Origin of the sequence: Paracoccus versutus (genome assembly GCF_000763885.1) — a bacterium.
In the GTDB taxonomy this organism is placed as follows: domain Bacteria; phylum Pseudomonadota; class Alphaproteobacteria; order Rhodobacterales; family Rhodobacteraceae; genus Paracoccus; species Paracoccus versutus.
The window spans coordinates 13,196-29,158 of sequence record NZ_JRKO01000024.1 but is presented as its reverse complement, the minus strand read 5'-3'; the positions used below and the strand labels follow the sequence as shown (position 1 = coordinate 29,158).

The 15,963-nt window shown below is 70.5% G+C and carries 13 protein-coding genes; 3 read left to right on the top strand and 10 right to left on the bottom strand.

From position 1 onward, the window contains the following. Positions 1-11: 11 nt before the first annotated feature. Genes IT40_RS12255 through IT40_RS12240 form a run of 4 tightly spaced genes read right to left on the bottom strand, consistent with a single transcriptional unit; the run spans position 12 to position 4,601 of the window. Positions 12-980: an ABC transporter permease gene (locus IT40_RS12255; protein WP_036755291.1), complete on the bottom strand. Its 969-nt coding sequence runs from the start codon at positions 978-980 to the stop codon at positions 12-14. Next, entirely contained in the window at positions 977-2,461 is a 1,485-nt protein-coding gene (locus tag IT40_RS12250) for a sugar ABC transporter ATP-binding protein (RefSeq protein ID WP_036755288.1), read from the bottom strand. The genes IT40_RS12255 and IT40_RS12250 overlap by 4 nt, the downstream gene beginning before the upstream one ends. Beyond that, positions 2,458-3,552, bottom strand: coding sequence for a Gfo/Idh/MocA family protein (locus IT40_RS12245; protein ID WP_036755285.1), 1,095 nt, complete (start codon positions 3,550-3,552; stop codon positions 2,458-2,460). Before IT40_RS12245 ends, IT40_RS12250 begins: the two co-directional genes overlap by 4 nt. Continuing rightward, positions 3,549-4,601 (bottom strand): sugar phosphate isomerase/epimerase family protein, encoded by a 1,053-nt coding sequence (locus tag IT40_RS12240; protein ID WP_036755282.1) that lies wholly within the window; start codon positions 4,599-4,601, stop codon positions 3,549-3,551. The genes IT40_RS12245 and IT40_RS12240 overlap by 4 nt, the downstream gene beginning before the upstream one ends. Positions 4,602-4,697: 96 nt before the next feature. Between IT40_RS12240 and IT40_RS12235 the strand changes: the two genes are divergently transcribed. Further along, complete coding sequence (locus IT40_RS12235) at positions 4,698-5,708, top strand: LacI family DNA-binding transcriptional regulator (RefSeq protein WP_036755280.1); 1,011 nt, start codon at positions 4,698-4,700, stop codon at positions 5,706-5,708. Positions 5,709-5,759: 51 nt separating this feature from the next. Here the strand turns inward: IT40_RS12235 and IT40_RS12230 are convergent, their stop codons facing one another. Beyond that, entirely contained in the window at positions 5,760-7,127 is a 1,368-nt protein-coding gene (locus IT40_RS12230) for a dicarboxylate/amino acid:cation symporter (protein ID WP_036755278.1), read from the bottom strand. 206 nt (positions 7,128-7,333) lie between these two features. On the opposite strand from IT40_RS12230, the gene IT40_RS12225 reads away from it, so the two are divergent. After that, positions 7,334-9,043, top strand: a complete 1,710-nt coding sequence (locus IT40_RS12225) for a sensor histidine kinase (protein ID WP_084197084.1) — start codon at positions 7,334-7,336, stop codon at positions 9,041-9,043. Then, a complete protein-coding gene (locus IT40_RS12220) occupies positions 9,040-10,371 on the top strand; it encodes a sigma-54-dependent transcriptional regulator (RefSeq protein WP_036755274.1) in 1,332 nt (443 codons plus the stop codon). The genes IT40_RS12225 and IT40_RS12220 overlap by 4 nt, the downstream gene beginning before the upstream one ends. Here IT40_RS12220 and IT40_RS12215 read toward each other — a convergent pair. The 5 genes from IT40_RS12215 to IT40_RS12195 form a co-directional block, all read right to left on the bottom strand. Beyond that, complete coding sequence (locus tag IT40_RS12215; RefSeq protein ID WP_036755272.1) at positions 10,368-11,384, bottom strand: nucleotidyltransferase family protein; 1,017 nt, start codon at positions 11,382-11,384, stop codon at positions 10,368-10,370. The two genes, IT40_RS12220 and IT40_RS12215, sit on opposite strands and share 4 nt — an antisense overlap. A 112-nt stretch (positions 11,385-11,496) precedes the next feature. Next, positions 11,497-12,183 (bottom strand): adenosylcobinamide amidohydrolase, encoded by a 687-nt coding sequence (locus IT40_RS12210; protein WP_036755270.1) that lies wholly within the window; start codon positions 12,181-12,183, stop codon positions 11,497-11,499. A 64-nt stretch (positions 12,184-12,247) separates the two neighbouring features. Beyond that, complete coding sequence (gene lpdA, locus IT40_RS12205) at positions 12,248-13,636, bottom strand: dihydrolipoyl dehydrogenase (RefSeq protein ID WP_036755268.1); 1,389 nt, start codon at positions 13,634-13,636, stop codon at positions 12,248-12,250. 3 nt (positions 13,637-13,639) lie between these two features. Continuing rightward, a complete protein-coding gene (locus IT40_RS12200) occupies positions 13,640-14,944 on the bottom strand; it encodes a dihydrolipoamide acetyltransferase family protein (protein WP_036755266.1) in 1,305 nt (434 codons plus the stop codon). Position 14,945: 1 nt separating this feature from the next. Beyond that, positions 14,946-15,962, bottom strand: coding sequence for an alpha-ketoacid dehydrogenase subunit beta (locus tag IT40_RS12195; RefSeq protein WP_036755264.1), 1,017 nt, complete (start codon positions 15,960-15,962; stop codon positions 14,946-14,948). Position 15,963: the final 1 nt, after the last annotated feature.

Genomic DNA, 15,963 nt, shown 5'->3' with positions numbered 1-15,963 from the left:
TTCCTCCCCAGTCACCGCTCCTCGACGGTGCGTTTCTCCCGCTGCAAGACGACAGCAAGAACGATGATGACCCCCTGGATCGCCCCGTTCAGATAGGGGCTGACCAGGTCGGCCAGATTCAGGATGTTGTCGATCAGCGACAGGATCAGCACGCCGACCACCGTGCCCCAGACCCGGCCGCGCCCGCCTTTCAGCGCCGTGCCGCCGATGATGACCGCGGCGATGGCCTCAAGCTCCCACAGAACCCCGGTCGAGCCCGAGGCCGAGCCGAGGCGCGGCACGTAAAGCACCACCGCCAGCCCGACCAGCACGCCCAGCAGCACATAGGTCAGAAGCCGCATCCGGTTCACGTCGATGGCCGAATAGCGCGCGACGCGGTCGTTCGAGCCGATGGCCTCGACATGCCGGCCAAAGCGGGAATGGCGCATGGTCCATTCGCCCAGGACCGCGACGATGGCAAAGACGATGATCGGCCAGGTGATCCAGCCGATGCCGCCGTAATAGACCGGCCGGTAGAGCGTGCGCAGCCCGTAGTCGAGGCTCAGCGTGCCGCCGTCGGCCAGCCATGTCACCAGCGAGCGGAAGATGCCCATGGTGCCCAGCGTGACGATGAAGGGCTCGATCCGCGCCTTGGTGACAAGCGCGCCGTTCAGGTAGCCCGCGGCGATGCCGCCCAGGACCGCGACGCCCATGCCCAGCAGGATCGTGCCCCAGTTGCTGCCCAGGCCGGGCAGGGCGGCGTTCATGGCGATGATGGCGATCCCGGCCAGAAAGGCGGCCATGGACCCCACCGACAGGTCCAGCCCGCCCGCGGTGATGACGAAGGTCATGCCGACCGCGATCAGCCCGATGAAGGCCGAGCGCGCCAGCACGTTGGTGATGTTCGCCGGCGCCAGGAAGGCGCTGTTCAGGACCGCGCCCAGGATCACCAGGGCGACCAGGGCGACAAGCGGGCCAAGGGTATGCAGGTCGAGTTTCATGCGGCTTCTCCGGTCACGCCCATGGCCAGGCGGACGATGCGGTCTTCGGTCATGTCCTCGCCGTCGAGTTCGCCGGCCAGCCGCCCCTCGCGCATGACCAGCACGCGGTCGGCAAGGCCGATCACCTCGGTCATCTCGCTGCTGATGACGATCAGGCTGCGGCCCTCGGCGGCGAGCTTGCGGATGAAGGCATAGATCTGGCGCTTGGTGCCCACGTCGATGCCGCGCGTCGGCTCGTCGATAAGAATGATTCGAGGATCTGGAAGCATAACCTTGGCCAGCAACAGTTTCTGCTGGTTTCCGCCGGAAAGTTTGCCGGCCGGCATGTCGCGGCGCGGGGCGCGGATGTCGAATTCGCGCGTGGCGCTGTCCAGCGCGGCGTCCTCGGCCCTGGTGTCCAGCCGCCAGGTGCCGAAGCGCTCCAGCGTGGCCAGCGTCAGGTTCTCGCGCAGCCCCTTGTCGAGCAGCAGGCCGGCTTCCTTGCGGTCCTCGGTCAGATAGGCGAGGCCGGCGGCAAAGGCGTCGCGCAGGCTGCGGATGGCGACCGGCCGGCCCTCGACCCGGATCTCGCCCTGCGAGGGGCGCAGGCCGACCAGCCCCTCGGCCAGTTCGGTGCGCCCCGAGCCGACGAGGCCGGCGATGCCCAGCACCTCGCCGCGACGCAGGGTAAAGCTGACGTCGCGGACCCGACCGGGCACCGAAAGGCCCCGCACCTCCAGCGCGGGCGCGTCGCCCGGCTGGCCCTTGGGCGGGTAGAAATCCTGCAACTCGCGCCCGACCATGGCGGTGGCCATGCCGTCCTCGGTCAGCTCCCCGCGCAGCGCCTGGCGCACCACGCGGCCGTCGCGCAGCACGGTGATGCGGTCGGCCAGATGCGCCACCTCCTCCAGCCGGTGCGAGCAGTAAAGGATCGCCACCCCCTCGGCCCGAAGCCGGTCGATCTGCTGGTAAAGCGAGCCGACCTCGCGATGGGTCAGCACGGCGCTGGGTTCGTCCATGATCAGCACGCGGGCCTTGCGCGACAGGGCCTTGGCGATCTCGACCATCTGGCGGTCGGGCACGGACAGGTCGCGGATGCGCGCATCGGGGTCGATGCGGGTGTCCAGCCGCTTGAGCAGCGCGGCGGTGGCGTCCCGCATGGCGGCATGGTCCAGCCGCCAGCCGCCGGGTTCGCGCCCCAGGAACACGTTCGCCGCCACGGTCAGGTCGGGGGCAAGGTTGAACTCCTGGTGGATGACGACGATGCCCTGCGCCTCGGCCTCGGGGCCGCTGGCGAAGCGGACGGGCTGGCCGTCCAGCAGCACCTGGCCCGAGGTCGGGTCCAGGAAACCGCCCAGGATCTTCATGATGGTGGATTTGCCGGCGCCGTTCTCGCCGATCAGGGCATGGACCTCGCCCGGCTCCAGCGCCAGGTCGACGCCGTGCAGGACCTTGATCGGGCCGAAGCGTTTCGAGACGTTGTCGAGCGCCAGAACGGTCATGGTCCGACCTCGACCCATGCGCCGCCCCGTGCCGAGGACGCCTGTGCGGCGGCGATGAAACCCATGCCCGACAGCCCGGCATCCAGCCCCGGCACGCGGTCTGCAAAGCTGGAATCTCCTTGAATGATCGACGCTATATCACGGTATAGATTGGCGAAACCTTCCAGGTAGCCCTCGGGGTGGCCGGGCGGGGTGCGATATGAGGCGCTGCGGTCCTGCGCCCGCGTCAGGACGCGGGCCGGGCCGTCCTTGGGCGACAGGATCAGCCGCTCGGGGTCGGGCAGGCGCCATTCCAGCGCCGCCTTGGTGCCAAAGACCCGCAGCGACAGCCCGTTTTCCTGGCCGACGGCGACCTGGCTGACCCAGATGCCGCCCCGCGTGCCCGAGCCGTAGCGCAGCGCGATGCGGGCATCGTCGTCGACCGCGCGGCCCGGCACCATGCTGGAGAGTTCCGCCGACAGGGACGCGGGCGTCTGGCCGGTGACGAATTGCGCAAGCTGCCAGGCATGGGTGCCGATGTCGCCGATGGCGCCGGCCCCGGCGCGGGCGGGATCGGTGCGCCATTCGGCCTGCTTGCCCTTGGCCGGGTCGGCCAGCCAGCCTTGCAGATATTCGGCCTGCACCACCCGGATGTCGCCCAACGCGCCCTCGGCCACCAGCGCGCGGGCCTCGCGCACCATGGGCATGGCGCAGTAGTTGTGGGTCAGGAAAAACCGCGCACCGCTGGCCTGCGCGGCCTCGGCGATCTCGTGCGCCTGTTCGGGCGTGGCCGCCAGCGGCTTGTCGCAGATCACATGGATGCCGGCGCGCAGGAAGGCTGCGGCGGGGGCGGCATGCAGGTGGTTCGGGGTGACGATGCTGACCGCCTCGATCCCGTCCTCGCGCGCCGCCTCGGCCCGCGCCATCTCGGCGAAATCGCCATAGCTGCGGATGCCCAGCTCGGCCGCGCTGGCCGCCGCGCGGGCAGGGTCCGAGGACAGCGCGCCCGCGACCAGCGCGAAGCGCCCGTCCATGCGCGCGGCGATGCGGTGGATGGCGCCGATAAAGGCGCCGCTGCCGCCGCCGACCATGCCCAGGCGAACCGGCCTCATAGCCCCAGCGCCCTGTCGATGGCCGCGCGGTCCACGCGGCTGGCGGCGAAATCGTCGAAGGCATGGGGTGTCACGCGGATGACATGGTCGCGCACGAAACGCGCGCCTTCCCGTGCTCCGTCCTCGGGGTGTTTCAGCGCGCATTCCCATTCGACCACCGCCCAGCCGTCGAAACCGTATTGCGTCAGCTTGGAAAACACGCTGCGGAAATCGACCTGCCCGTCGCCGGGGCTGCGGAAGCGGCCGGCGCGATCCGCCCAGGGCTGATAGCCGCCATAGACGCCCTGCCGGCCGGTCGGGCGGAACTCGGCATCCTTGACGTGGAACATGCGGATGCGGTCGTGATAGAGGTCGATGTTCTGAAGGTAATCAAGCTGTTGCAGGACATAATGCGAGGGATCGTAAAGCATGTTCGCCCGCGCGTGGCCGCCGATCCGGTCCAGGAACATCTCGAAGGTCGCGCCGTCATGCAGATCCTCGCCCGGATGGATCTCATAGCAAAGGTCGATGCCGTGATCCTCGGCCAGGTCCAGCAGCGGGCGCCAGCGCGCGGCCAGCGTGTCGAACGCCGCCTCGACAAGCCCCGGCGCGCGCTGCGGCCAGGGGTAGAGGTAGGGCCAGGCCAGGGCGCCCGAGAACGTCGCCATCCGGTCCAGGCCCAGCAGCCGGCTGACCCGGATGGCGCGGGCGACCTGATCGACCGCCCATTCCTGCCGCGCGGGGGGATTGCCGCGCAGGGCCGGCGGCGCGAAGGCGTCGAAACCGGCGTCATAGGCCGGATGCACGGCGACGAGCTGGCCTTGCAGATGCGTCGAAAGCTCGGTCACTTCGACGCCGTTCTGCCGGGCGATGCCCAGGAATTCGTCGCGGTAGTCCTGCGACTCCCCGGCCCGCGCCAGGTCCAGCATGCGCGGGTCGCTGGTCGGCACCTGCACGCCCAGATAGCCGCAATCGGCCGCCCAGCGGGTGATGCCGTCCCAGCTGTCGAAAGGCGCCGTATCGCCGATGAACTGCGCCAGAAACAGCGCCGGTCCCTTGATGGTCCGCATGATCCCCTCTCTCCCCAAGGGTCAGGCTGCACCGCTCTGCAATCGATTGCAAACATTTTCTTGCACCGCATCGCGCCGGGCGCGTAACCTTTGGCGATGGAAAGCCAGATCCCGCCCGGACGGGCCAGATTGTCGGATGTCGCAAGGCGCGCGGGCGTGTCGGCCTCGACCGTCAGCCGGGTGCTGTCCAATCCGGCGGTGGTGGCCAAGGCCACGCGCGAGGCGGTGATGCAGGCCGTGGCCGAGACCGGCTATCGCATGAACCACGCCGCGCGGAATCTGCGCAAGCAGCGGACCGGCTGCGTGGTGGCGCTGGTGCCGAACCTGGGCAATCCCTTCTTTGCCAAGATCCTGGACGGGATGGGGCGCGAACTGGCCGCCGCCGGCTATGACCTGCTGGTCGCCGACACGCTGGAGGACAGCGGCCGCCATACCCGGCTGGACCGTTTCCTGGACCCCTCGCGCGCGGACGGGATCATCCTGCTGGACGGGCTGGCGCCCTTTGGCGACCTGGCGGGGCGGGCGGACCTGCCGCCGGTCGTCACCGCCTGCGAATGGATCGAGGGCGCTGACCTGCCCCGCGTGATGCTGGACAATCGCGAGGGCGGGCGGCTGGCCGTGGCGCATCTGCGCGCGCTTGGCCACGACCATATCGGCGTGATCGGCGGCCCGCCCGGCAACGTGCTGCACAAGGCGCGCCGGCAAGGCGCGCATGAGGCCGCGGGCGGGGCGCGGATCACCGAGTTTCCCGGCGACTTCACCATGCAATCCGGGCAGCAGGCGGCGCTGGCCTGGCAGGCGCTGGCACCGGCCGACCGGCCGACCGGGATCTTTGCCTTTTCCGACGAGATGGCCTGCACCTTCATGTCCGGGCTTCAGCGCGCCGGGCATCATGTGCCGCGCGACCTGTCCATCGTCGGCTTCGACGACATCGAGCTGGTCTCGCACCTGTCGCCGGCGCTGACCACCATCCGCCAGCCCAAGCGCGAGATCGGCCGCAAGGCGGCGCGGATCATCCTGGACCGCATCGCCGGGCGCGAGATCCCCCCCGTGACCCTGCTGGCGCCGCGGCTGATGCTGCGCGAGACGACGGCGCCGCCGCCCTGAACGGAAAAAGGGCGCCCGCGGCGGGGCGCCCCTTGTTGCAGTCGCGGCGGGTCAGTCGGCGCTGGCCTCGTTCAGGCGCAGCCCGGCGGGGGCGCCGTGCAGGTCGTGGATCGGGGCGACCTGGCCCCCCGCCTCGCCGGCCAGCACGCGGTCGAACTGTTCGCGGTCCAGCGCGCCTTCCCAGCGGCTGACGACCACGGTGGCCACCGCATTGCCGATGAAATTGGTGATCGAGCGGCATTCCGACATGAAGCGGTCCACGCCCAGGATCAGCGCCATGCCGGCGACCGGCACGGTCGGCACCACCGACAGCGTCGCGGCCAGGGTGATGAAGCCGGCCCCGGTGACGCCCGCCGCGCCCTTCGACGACAGCATGGCGACCAGCAGCAGCAGGATCTGCTGTTGCAGCGTCAGGTCGGTATTCGTCGCCTGGGCGATGAACAGCGCCGCCAGCGTCATGTAGATGTTCGTCCCGTCCAGGTTGAAGCTGTAGCCGGTGGGCACGACCAGCCCGACGACGGAGCGCTTGCAGCCGGCCCTCTCCATCTTCTCCATCAGCGAGGGCAGCGCCGATTCCGAGGAGGAGGTGCCCAGCACCAGCAGGATCTCGGCCTTGAGATAGGAGATCAGCCGGAAGATGGAAAAGCCGTTGAGCATGCAGACCGTGCCCAGGATCACGACGACGAACAGCGCCGAGGTCAGGTAGAAGGTGCCGACCAGCGTCGCCAGGTTCACCACCGAGGCGATGCCGTATTTGCCGATGGTAAAGGCGAAGGCGCCGAAGGCACCAATGGGCGCGGCCTTCATCAGGATGTCCACCATGCGGAAGACGGCGTGGCTGATCGCCTCGAACAGCGCCACGACCGGCTTGCCCTTGTCGCCGATCAGGATCAGGCCGATGCCGAACAGGATGGCGATGAACAGGACCTGCAGGATGTTGCCCTCGACGAAGGCCGAGGTCATCGTGGACGGGATGATGTCCATGACAAAGCCGGTCAGCGAGGAGTCATGCGCCTTGGCGGCATAGTCCGCGACCTTGCTGGCATCCAGCGTCGCCGGGTCGATGTTCATGCCGGCGCCGGGGCGGATGACATTGGCGGTGATCAGCCCGACGATCAGCGCCAGGGTCGAGAAGGTCAGGAAATAGCCGAAGGCCTTGCCGACGACCGAGCCCACGCCCTTCAGCGTGCCCATGCCGGCAAGGCCGGTGACGATGGTCAGGAAGATGACCGGGGCGATGATCATCTTGACCAGCTTGATGAAGGCGTCGCCCAGGGGCTTCAGCGCTTCGCCCGTTTCGGGATAGAAATGCCCGATCAGCGCGCCGGCGGCGATGGCGCACAGAACCTGGAAATAGAGATGTCTGTAAAAGGGCCGCGGTGCGTGAGCGACCGGCGCGGCCGTGGTGTCGATGTGCATGGGGCCTCCTCCAACCTGCGTATGACGGTGATGTGACCGCCATGATAAATTCGCGGGCCCTGGCGCCAAAAAACCGGGCGCATGACAGCAATGCGTTGTAATCATGGCTTTTTGTCGCCAGCGGCCGGGCAAATCCGTGTGGTTTTCCACACAGGGCGGATCTGCTAGTGTGGAAACCCGCACAACATCCGTCCGCCAGGGGAAGCATGGCCGCCACAACCGATTCGCAAGGCGCAAGGCCCGGCCCGATGCTGTGGCGGCTGCTGGTCGCGGCGACCGTGGCGCTGGCCATGCTGGCGGCCTTGGCGCTGGCCTTTCGGCTGGCCCATGGCAATGCCGCCCGCGCCCTGACCGAGCGGCTGGAGATCAGCGCGCAAAGCCGGGTGCAGACGCTGGAAAGCGTGCTGGCCAAGCAGCGCGCCGTGGCCACGGTCCTGTCCGACGATGCCGCCGTGCTGCAGGCGCTGGCCGAGCCGTCGCCGGCCAATGTCTCGCGCGTGTCGCAAAAGCTGGAACGGTTGCAGGAGCAGACCAGCAGCGCGGTGATCTATCTGCTCGATCGCGACGGCGTCGCCATCGCCGCCTCGAACTGGCACGATCCCGACAGCTTCGTGGGCTCGGACTACAGCTTTCGCAGCTATTTCAGCGAGGCGCTGCTTCGCGGCGAGGCGACGCAATTCGCGCTTGGCACCGTCAGCCGGCGGCCGGGGCTCTACCTGTCCCACGACGTGCCGCAGATGGGCGAGCCCCTGGGCGTCATCGTGGTGAAGGTGGAATTCGACGCGATGGAGCAGGGCTGGGCGCAGGCGGCCGAGACCACGCTGGTCACGGACGCGGCCGGGCAGGTGATCCTGTCCAGCGCGCCGCAGTTGCGCTTTGCGCCGCTGCCGCCGATCCCGGCCGGGCAGGTCTCGGCCCGGCGCGCGGTGCCGGGCGCGGGCTGGGTGCTGTGGGTCCGTGCGCCCTCGGCCGAGGCGGTGCGGGCGGCGCTGCTGGCGGCGGGCACCGTCGGCTTCCTGTTCACGCTGCTGCTGGCCGGCGGGGTTTCCGCCGCGCGCGCCCGCACCCGCGCCGCCCGCCGCGCCGAGGCCGAGCGCCGCTATCGCGCCGACCTGGAACGCGCGGTCGAGGAGCGCACCCGCGACCTGACCGCCGAGATGCGCGAACGCCGCGCGGCCGAACAGCGGCTGGCGCAGTTGCAGGGCGAGATGGTGCAGGCCAACAAGCTGGCGACGCTGGGCCAGATCACCGCCGGCGTCGCGCATGAGGTGAACACGCCGCTGGCCACCATCCGCCTTTTGGCCGAGAACGGCCGGCAGATGCTGCCGCGGGACGCGCCCGACCTGGCCCCCGACCTGGCCGCCGACCTGGATCGCAACCTGTCGCAGATCTCGCGCATGACCGACCGCATCGCCCAGATCACCACCGAGCTGCGCGGCTTTGCCCGCAAGGCCACGGGCGAGCTGGGTCCGGTTGCGCTCAAGGATGCGCTGGATGCGGCGCTGCTGCTGACCGCCAGCCGGCGGCGGGCGCAGGACATCCGCCTGGTCCTGCCCCAGATCCCGCCCGGCCTGCGGGTCATGGCCGAGACCGTGCGGCTGGAACAGGTGCTGGTCAACCTGATCCAGAACGCGCAAGAGGCGCTGGAGGGCCGGCCCGACCCGGAAATCCGCATCGTGCTGCAGGACGACGGGCCGGTGCTGCGGCTCAGCATCTCGGACAACGGGCCGGGGCTGTCGCCGCAGATCGCCGCCCAGCTTTTCACCCCCTTCGCCACCAGCAAGCCCGAGGGGCTGGGCCTGGGCCTGGTGATCTCGCAAGAGATCGCGCGGGATTTCGGCGGCAGCCTCACGGCCGGGCCGCAGCGTGAAGGGCAGGGCGCCATCTTTCACCTCGACCTGCCGAAGGCCGCATGACCGACGCGCCCCTTGTCCGCCTTGTCGATGACGACCCCGACCTGCTCGAGGCGCAGCTGCAGGCGCTGCACCTGGCGGGTTTTCGCGCCGAAGCCTTCACCGATGCGGCCGAGGCGCTGGCCGGCCTTGGCCCCGACTGGCCCGGCGTGGTGCTGTCGGACGTGCGCATGCCCGGCATGGACGGGTTCCAGCTGTTCCAGCGCATCCATGCGCTCGATCCCGACCTGCCGGTGATCCTGCTGACCGGGCATGGCGACGTGCCGATGGCGGTCGCGGCGCTGAAGCAGGGGGTCTACGATTTCCTGACCAAGCCGGTCGGAGGCGGCACGCTGGCGGCGGCGCTGGCGCGGGCGGCCTCCAGCCGGGCCCTGGTGCTGGAAAACCGCGCCCTGCGCCGCCGGCAGCAGGACAGCGCCGCGCGCGAGACCCGGCTGATCGGGCAAAGCCCGGTCATGCAGCACCTGCGCGAGACCGTGGCGCGGCTGGCCGAGGCGGGGGGCGACGTGCTGGTCCTGGGCCCCGGCGGCTCGGGCAAGGAGACCGTGGCCCGCGCCATCCACCGCCAGAGCCCGCGCCGCGCCCGCGCCTTCGTTCCTGTCGCCTGCGCCGCGCTGGACGAGCCGCGCTTCGAGGTCGAGATGCTGGGCGCCGAGCCGCAGGGCCGCGGCCCGCGCGCGCCGGGCCGGCTCGAGGCTGCCCATCGCGGCACGCTCTACCTCGACGAGATCGACGCGCTCGCGCCCACGCTGCAGGCCCGCCTGCTGGCGCTGATCGAGGCGCGCGAGATCCAGCCCCCCGGCAGCGCCGCGCCGCGCCCGCTGGACCTGCGCGTCATCGCCTCCAGCCGCGCCGACCTGGAACGGCTGATGCGCGAGGGACGCTTTCGCAGCGACCTTTACTATCGGCTGTCGGGCGCAGTCCTGACCCTGCCGCCGCTGGCCGAGCGGCGCGAGGACATCCCCGAATTGTTCCGGCATTTCCTGCTCGCGGCGGCGGCGCGGCTGGACCTGCCGGTGGCGCCGGTCACCGGCGCGGTCAAGGCCCGGCTGGCCGGCCATGGCTGGCCCGGCAACCTGCGCGAATTGCGGCAATTCGCCGAAAGCCATGCGCTGGGGCTGACCCCCTTCGATCCGCCGGCCGAAGGCGGCGAGGCGCCGGGCCTGTCGGAGCTGGTCGCCGAATACGAGGCCGAACTGATCCGTGAGGCGCTGCGGCTGGCGCAGGGCAACGCCACCCAGGCGATGGCGCGGCTGCGCCTGCCGCGCAAGACCTTCTACGACAAGCTGGCGCGCCACGGCATCAAGCCCGCCGATTTCCGCCCCGGCTAAAGCGCCGCCAGCCGCTTGCGCAGATCCGGCATCCGCGCCAGCGTCGCGGCCAGCCGCCCGCGCCAGGACGGGCCCTGCGCCATCGCCGTCTCATAGGCGTCGCGCAGCTCGTCGGGGCGCTCTTCGGCCAGCACCTCGATCAGGAACTCGGCCTGCGCCCGGTCCTTGCGCGCCTTCAGCGTATCGGGCCCGTCGCGCCGCCGGTCGGCGACGATCAGCTTGTGGATGGCATAGCGTTCGGGGCGCGGCACCTGGATCAGGAAGCCGGCGCGGTAAAGCAGCGGCACCCGGATCGGCTGGGCGATCAGGAAGTTCAGGTAATGCAGGCTCTGCGCCGAGACGCCAAGCGCCGGCAGGTCGCGCAACCCCTCGGTGCCGTCGAAACAGGGGGTCAGGAACTCGACCAGCGTCTGCTGCTCGCCCTGGCGCCAGCGCCAGACCCGCTGCCCCTCGACCGAGGGCAGGGGGGCAAAGCGCAACTCGCGAAACACCTCGGCCAGCGGCTCGATCACCTGGTCGCCCAGCACCAAGGACAGCCGCTCGAAACTGGCGATGTCGATGTCGTCGGTCATCGCCGCCTGGTCGAAGCCGATGCGCACGCCCAGCTCGCCCTCGTAGCAGCGGAAGGCCTGGGTGCCGACCAGCGTGCCGCCCAGGCGGAACACCCCGGCCCGCGCCATGGCCGAGATCACCTGCCCCGAGCCGCGGTCGGTCATCAGGCAACCCTCGGCCCGCAGGATGCGCATCAGCCGCGAGCGTTCGCGCTGGCTCTGCTTCTCGGCCTCGCGCAGGGCCTCCAGCCGGTCCAGGCGCGCGCGCAGCTCCTCGCCATCCTCGCCGATATAGCGGTCCAGGGTGCGGTCGCCGATGCGGAAATGGTCATACCAATAGGCCCTTTGCCCGACCTTCTTCAGCCGCGGCACGCCGCGCAGCTCGCTGACCGCCGCATCCTTCAGATGCCGCAGCAGATCGGTCCAGGCCGCCACCGCCACCGGCGAAAGATGCTGCGCCACGAGACTACCCCACAGTTTCTTCCTTGTGGGGCAAGGATAGTCGCCCCGCACCTACCCCACAAGAAAAAATTCGTGGGGTAAGGTCGCCCCATCTTCTTCGTTCTTCAAATACTCATGCTCCCGTGCAACTCGGCGCTGCGCGGGCCGGCTCTCTGCCATGCTCGGCAACCCAGGCCAGGGCGCCTGCCAGCACCGCGTCATGGACTGCGGCGCCGATCGCCTCGCCCAGGGCGGTGTGCAGCCCGGCAAAGGCGGTGCCGCCCGCATCGCAGGCCAGGGCGATGCAATCGGTGCCGGTGCCGGTGGCGCGCCCGGTCGGCAGCTCGATCCCGGCAGCGATGACGGCGGCGGTGCGGGCCTGGGCCACGATGCTCAGCGCCTCGATCATGGCGGCATCGGTCAGCCCGTCCTCGACCAGCAGGGCGATGTTGATCGTGCCATAGCTGCTGGACGGAACCATGCGGCGCCGGCCGACCCGCTCGGCATTGCCCAGGCCGACGGTGGCCAGGCAGGCCACCGGCCCGGCCTGGGCCAGCCGGTGATGGTGCAACCCGCGCGAGGTCATCATGCCCACGTCGCCGGCATGGCCGATCCGCGCCATCTCGGCCCCCAGCCAGTTCACAGCGTCTAGGTCCGGGGTCAGGTCGGCATCGCGGACCTGGCGGATCAGGATATGCCGCGCGCTGCGAAAGCCGGGGCGATGCGGGGCAAAGGACAGCACGCGCCGCACCCGTCCCAGATCCGCCACCAGCCAGGGCGGGGCCAGTCTGACCCGCAAATCCGTCCCTGCCACAGCCATCCCCCGCCCCTTGCCCCGCGCGGGCCGGGTTTGCGTCATCGCGGGGCGGCGATCAATGCCCCTTTCAGATATGCAGCGCGTGGCCAAGCGCGCGCAGGCAGGCTTCGTGCAGCGCCTCGCCGCGGGTCGGGTGGGCGTGGATGGTGCCGGCAATGTCCTCCAGCCGCGCGCCCATCTCCAGCGCCAGGGCAAAGCCGCCGGCCATCTCGGCCACGCCGGCGCCGACCGCCTGGATGCCCAGCACCTCATGCGTGTCGGGGCGGGCGGTGACGCGGACGAAGCCCGCCTCGTCGCCCGCCGTCATCGCCCGGCCGTTGGCGGCAAAGGGGAACAGGCCGGTCACGACCTCGCGCCCCTCGGCCGCGGCCTCCTCGGGGGAGATGCCGACGCTGACGATCTCGGGGTCGGTAAAGCAGACCGCCGGGATCGCCCGCTTGTCCCAGGCGCGGCGCTGGCCGGCGACCAGCTCGGCCACCATCTCGCCCTGGGCCATGGCGCGATGGGCCAGCATCGGCTCGCCGGTCACGTCGCCGATGGCCAGCACGCCGGTCATCGAGGTGCGGCAGCGCTCGTCGATGCGGATGAAGGGGCCGGCCATCTCCAGCCGCAGCCCCGCCACCCCTGCCGCGGTCGCGCGCGGGCGGCGGCCCACCGTCACCAGCACCTTGTCGGCCTGGATGTCCTCGGCCCCGTCCACCCCGGCGACGCGCAGCGCGCCGCTATCCGACAGCCCGCCGGCCCGCGCCCCGGTCAGCAGCCGGATGCCCAGCTGGGTCAGGCGCTGCGCCACCGGGCGGGTCAGTTCGGCATCGTATTGCGGCAGGATGCGCGGCGCGGCCTCGACCACAGTCACCTCGGCGCCCAGCTTGGCATAGGCGATGCCCAGCTCCAGCCCGATATAGCCGCCGCCGACCACGGCCAGCCGCCCCGGCACCTCGGTCAGCGCCAGCGCGTCGGTCGAGGAGATGACCTTGCCGCCAAAGGGCAGGGCGGGCAGCTCGATCGGTTCCGAGCCGGTGGCGATCACCAGAACCTCGGTGCGGATCTGCACCGGGCCCTCGGGCGTCTCGACCAGCACGGTCTTGCCGTCGCGAATATTGGCCCGGCCCGTCACCAGCCGCACCCTGGCCTTGCGCAGCAGCGTGGCGACGCCGCCGGTCAGCCGCTCGACGATGCCGTTCTTCCAGGCCATCGTCGCGCCCAGGTCCAGCCGCGCCGGACCGGCCGAGATCCCCATCGAAGGGGTCGAGGAAAGCTGTTCAAGCCGATGAAATTCCTCGGCCGCGTGGATCAGCGCCTTCGAGGGGATGCAGCCCACGTTCAGGCAGGTTCCCCCCGGCGGCTCGGCATCGACCACCACCGTGTCGACGCCCAGCTGCCCGGCGCGGATGGCGCAGACATAGCCGCCGGGGCCGGCGCCGATCACCAGCAGCCTGCATTGGATCTCGCGCATCGCTCAGCCCTCCACGAAGATCAGCGCCGGGGTTTCCAGCAGCTCTTTCAGCCGCGCCACGAAGACGGCGGCATCCCAGCCGTCGATCACCCGGTGGTCGAAGCTGCACGACAGGTTCATCATCTTGCGCGGCTCGAAGGCGGCGCCGTTCCAGAACGGCCGCACCGCCAGGCGGTTGACGCCGACGATGGCGACCTCGGGCACGTTCAGGATCGGGGTCGAGGCGATGGCGCCCAGGGGCCCCAGCGAGGTGATGGTGATGGTCGAGCCGGCAAGCTCGTCGCGCTTTGCCGTGCCCTCCTTGGCGGCCGTGCCCAGCCGCGCGATCTCGGCGGCGGTCGCGCGCAGGTCCAGCGCCTCGGCATGGCGGACCACCGGCACCATCAGGCCGTGGGGCGTCTGCGCCGCGATGCCCAGATGCACCCCGCCGAAGCGGCGGATCAGCCCGGCCTGGGCGTCGTAATGCGCGTTCAGCAGCGGCTGTTCATGCACGGCGCGCACGATGGCGCGGGCGATGAAGGGCAGCAGCGTCAGCCGCGTCCCCTTGCCTTGCGCATTCATCCGGCCGCGCAGATCCTCCAGCGCGGTGGCGTCCACCTCTTCGACGATGGTGATCTGGGGGATGCTGTTCGCGGCCTCCATCCGCTCGGCGATCTTGCGGCGCAGCCCGATGACGCGGATCTCCTCGACCGCGCTGTCGGGTTGCGGGCCCGAGGGCGCCGGGATGCCGCCCGAGGCGATGAAGGCGTCCAGGTCCTCGTGCCCGATCCGGCCGGCCGGACCCGAGCCGCGCACCAGCCGCAGGTCAACGCCCGCCTCGCGCGCCCGTGCCCGCACGGCGGGCGAGGCGATGGGCCTTTCGCCCTCGGGGCGCAAGGGCGCGGCCGCGAGGGTTTTCGCCGCCGGTTTCGGGGTCGGCGGCTCCGCCTCGGGCTCGGGTTCGGGCTTGGGCGGCGCCTCGGCCTTGGGCTCTGCGGGTTCGGGATCGGGGGGCGCGGTCTCGGCCTGCCGCGACGATCCCGCAGCCGGCGCTGCGGCGCCCGCCTCGGCCGCGACATTGCCGGGGCCGTCCACCTCCAGCCGGATCAGCTCGGCGCCGACGGCGATCACGTCGCCGGGCTGGCCCGCCTGCCAGACCACCGTGCCGGTGACGGGCGAGGGGATTTCCACCGTCGCCTTGTCGGTCATGACCGCGACCATCGGGTCGTCCTCGCGCAGGACATCGCCGGGCTTGACCAGCCATTCGGAGATCTCGGCCTCGGCGATGCCTTCGCCGATGTCCGGCATACGGATTGCGTGAATACCCATCTCAGGCCACCTCGACCAGTTGACGCAATGCCTCGGCCACCCGTGCGGGGCCGGGGAAATAGCTCCATTCATGCGTATGCGGATAGGGCGTGTCCCAGCCCGCCACCCGCCGGATCGGCGCCTCCAGGTGCCAGAAGCACTCGGCCTGCACCAGCGCCGCCAGTTCCGCGCCATAGCCCGAGGTCAGCGTCGCCTCGTGCAGCACCAGGCAGCGGCCGGTCTTGTTGACCGAGGCCACGATGGTTTCCATGTCCAGCGGCAGCAGGGTGCGCAGGTCGATCACCTCGGCATCGACGCCGGATTCCTCGACCGCGGCCAGCGCGACATGGACCATGGTGCCATAGGTCAGCACGGTGGCCGCCCGGCCCTGGCGGCGCAGCACCGCCTTGCCCAGGGGGACGGTGTAATGCCCCTCGGGCACCTCGCCCAGCTCGTGGCTTTTCCAGGCCGTGACCGGACGGTCGTGATGGCCGTCGAAGGGGCCGTTGTAAAGCCGCTTCGGCTCCATGAAGATCACCGGGTCGGGGTCTTCGATAGCGGCCAGCAGCAGCCCCTTGGCGTCCCGCGGGTTCGAAGGCACCACGGTCTTCAGCCCGGTGACATGGGTAAACAGCGCCTCGGGCGACTGGCTGTGGGTCTGGCCGCCGAAGATGCCGCCGCCGGTGGGCATGCGCACCACCATCGGGCAGGTGAACTGCCCGGCCGAGCGATAGCGCAGCCGCGCCGCCTCGGACACGATCTGGTCATAGGCGGGATACATGTAGTCGGCGAACTGGATCTCGACCACCGGCTTCAGCCCGTAGGCCGCCATGCCGATCCCGGCGCCGACGATGCCGGATTCGTTGATCGGCGTGTCGAAGCAGCGGGTCTTGCCGTATTTCGCCTGCAAGCCGGCGGTGCAGCGGAAGACGCCGCCGAAATAGCCCACGTCCTCGCCGAAGACCACGACGGAAGGGTCGGCGCCCATCGCCACGTCCAGCGCGTCGCGGATCGCCTCGATCATCGTCATGCGTGCCATG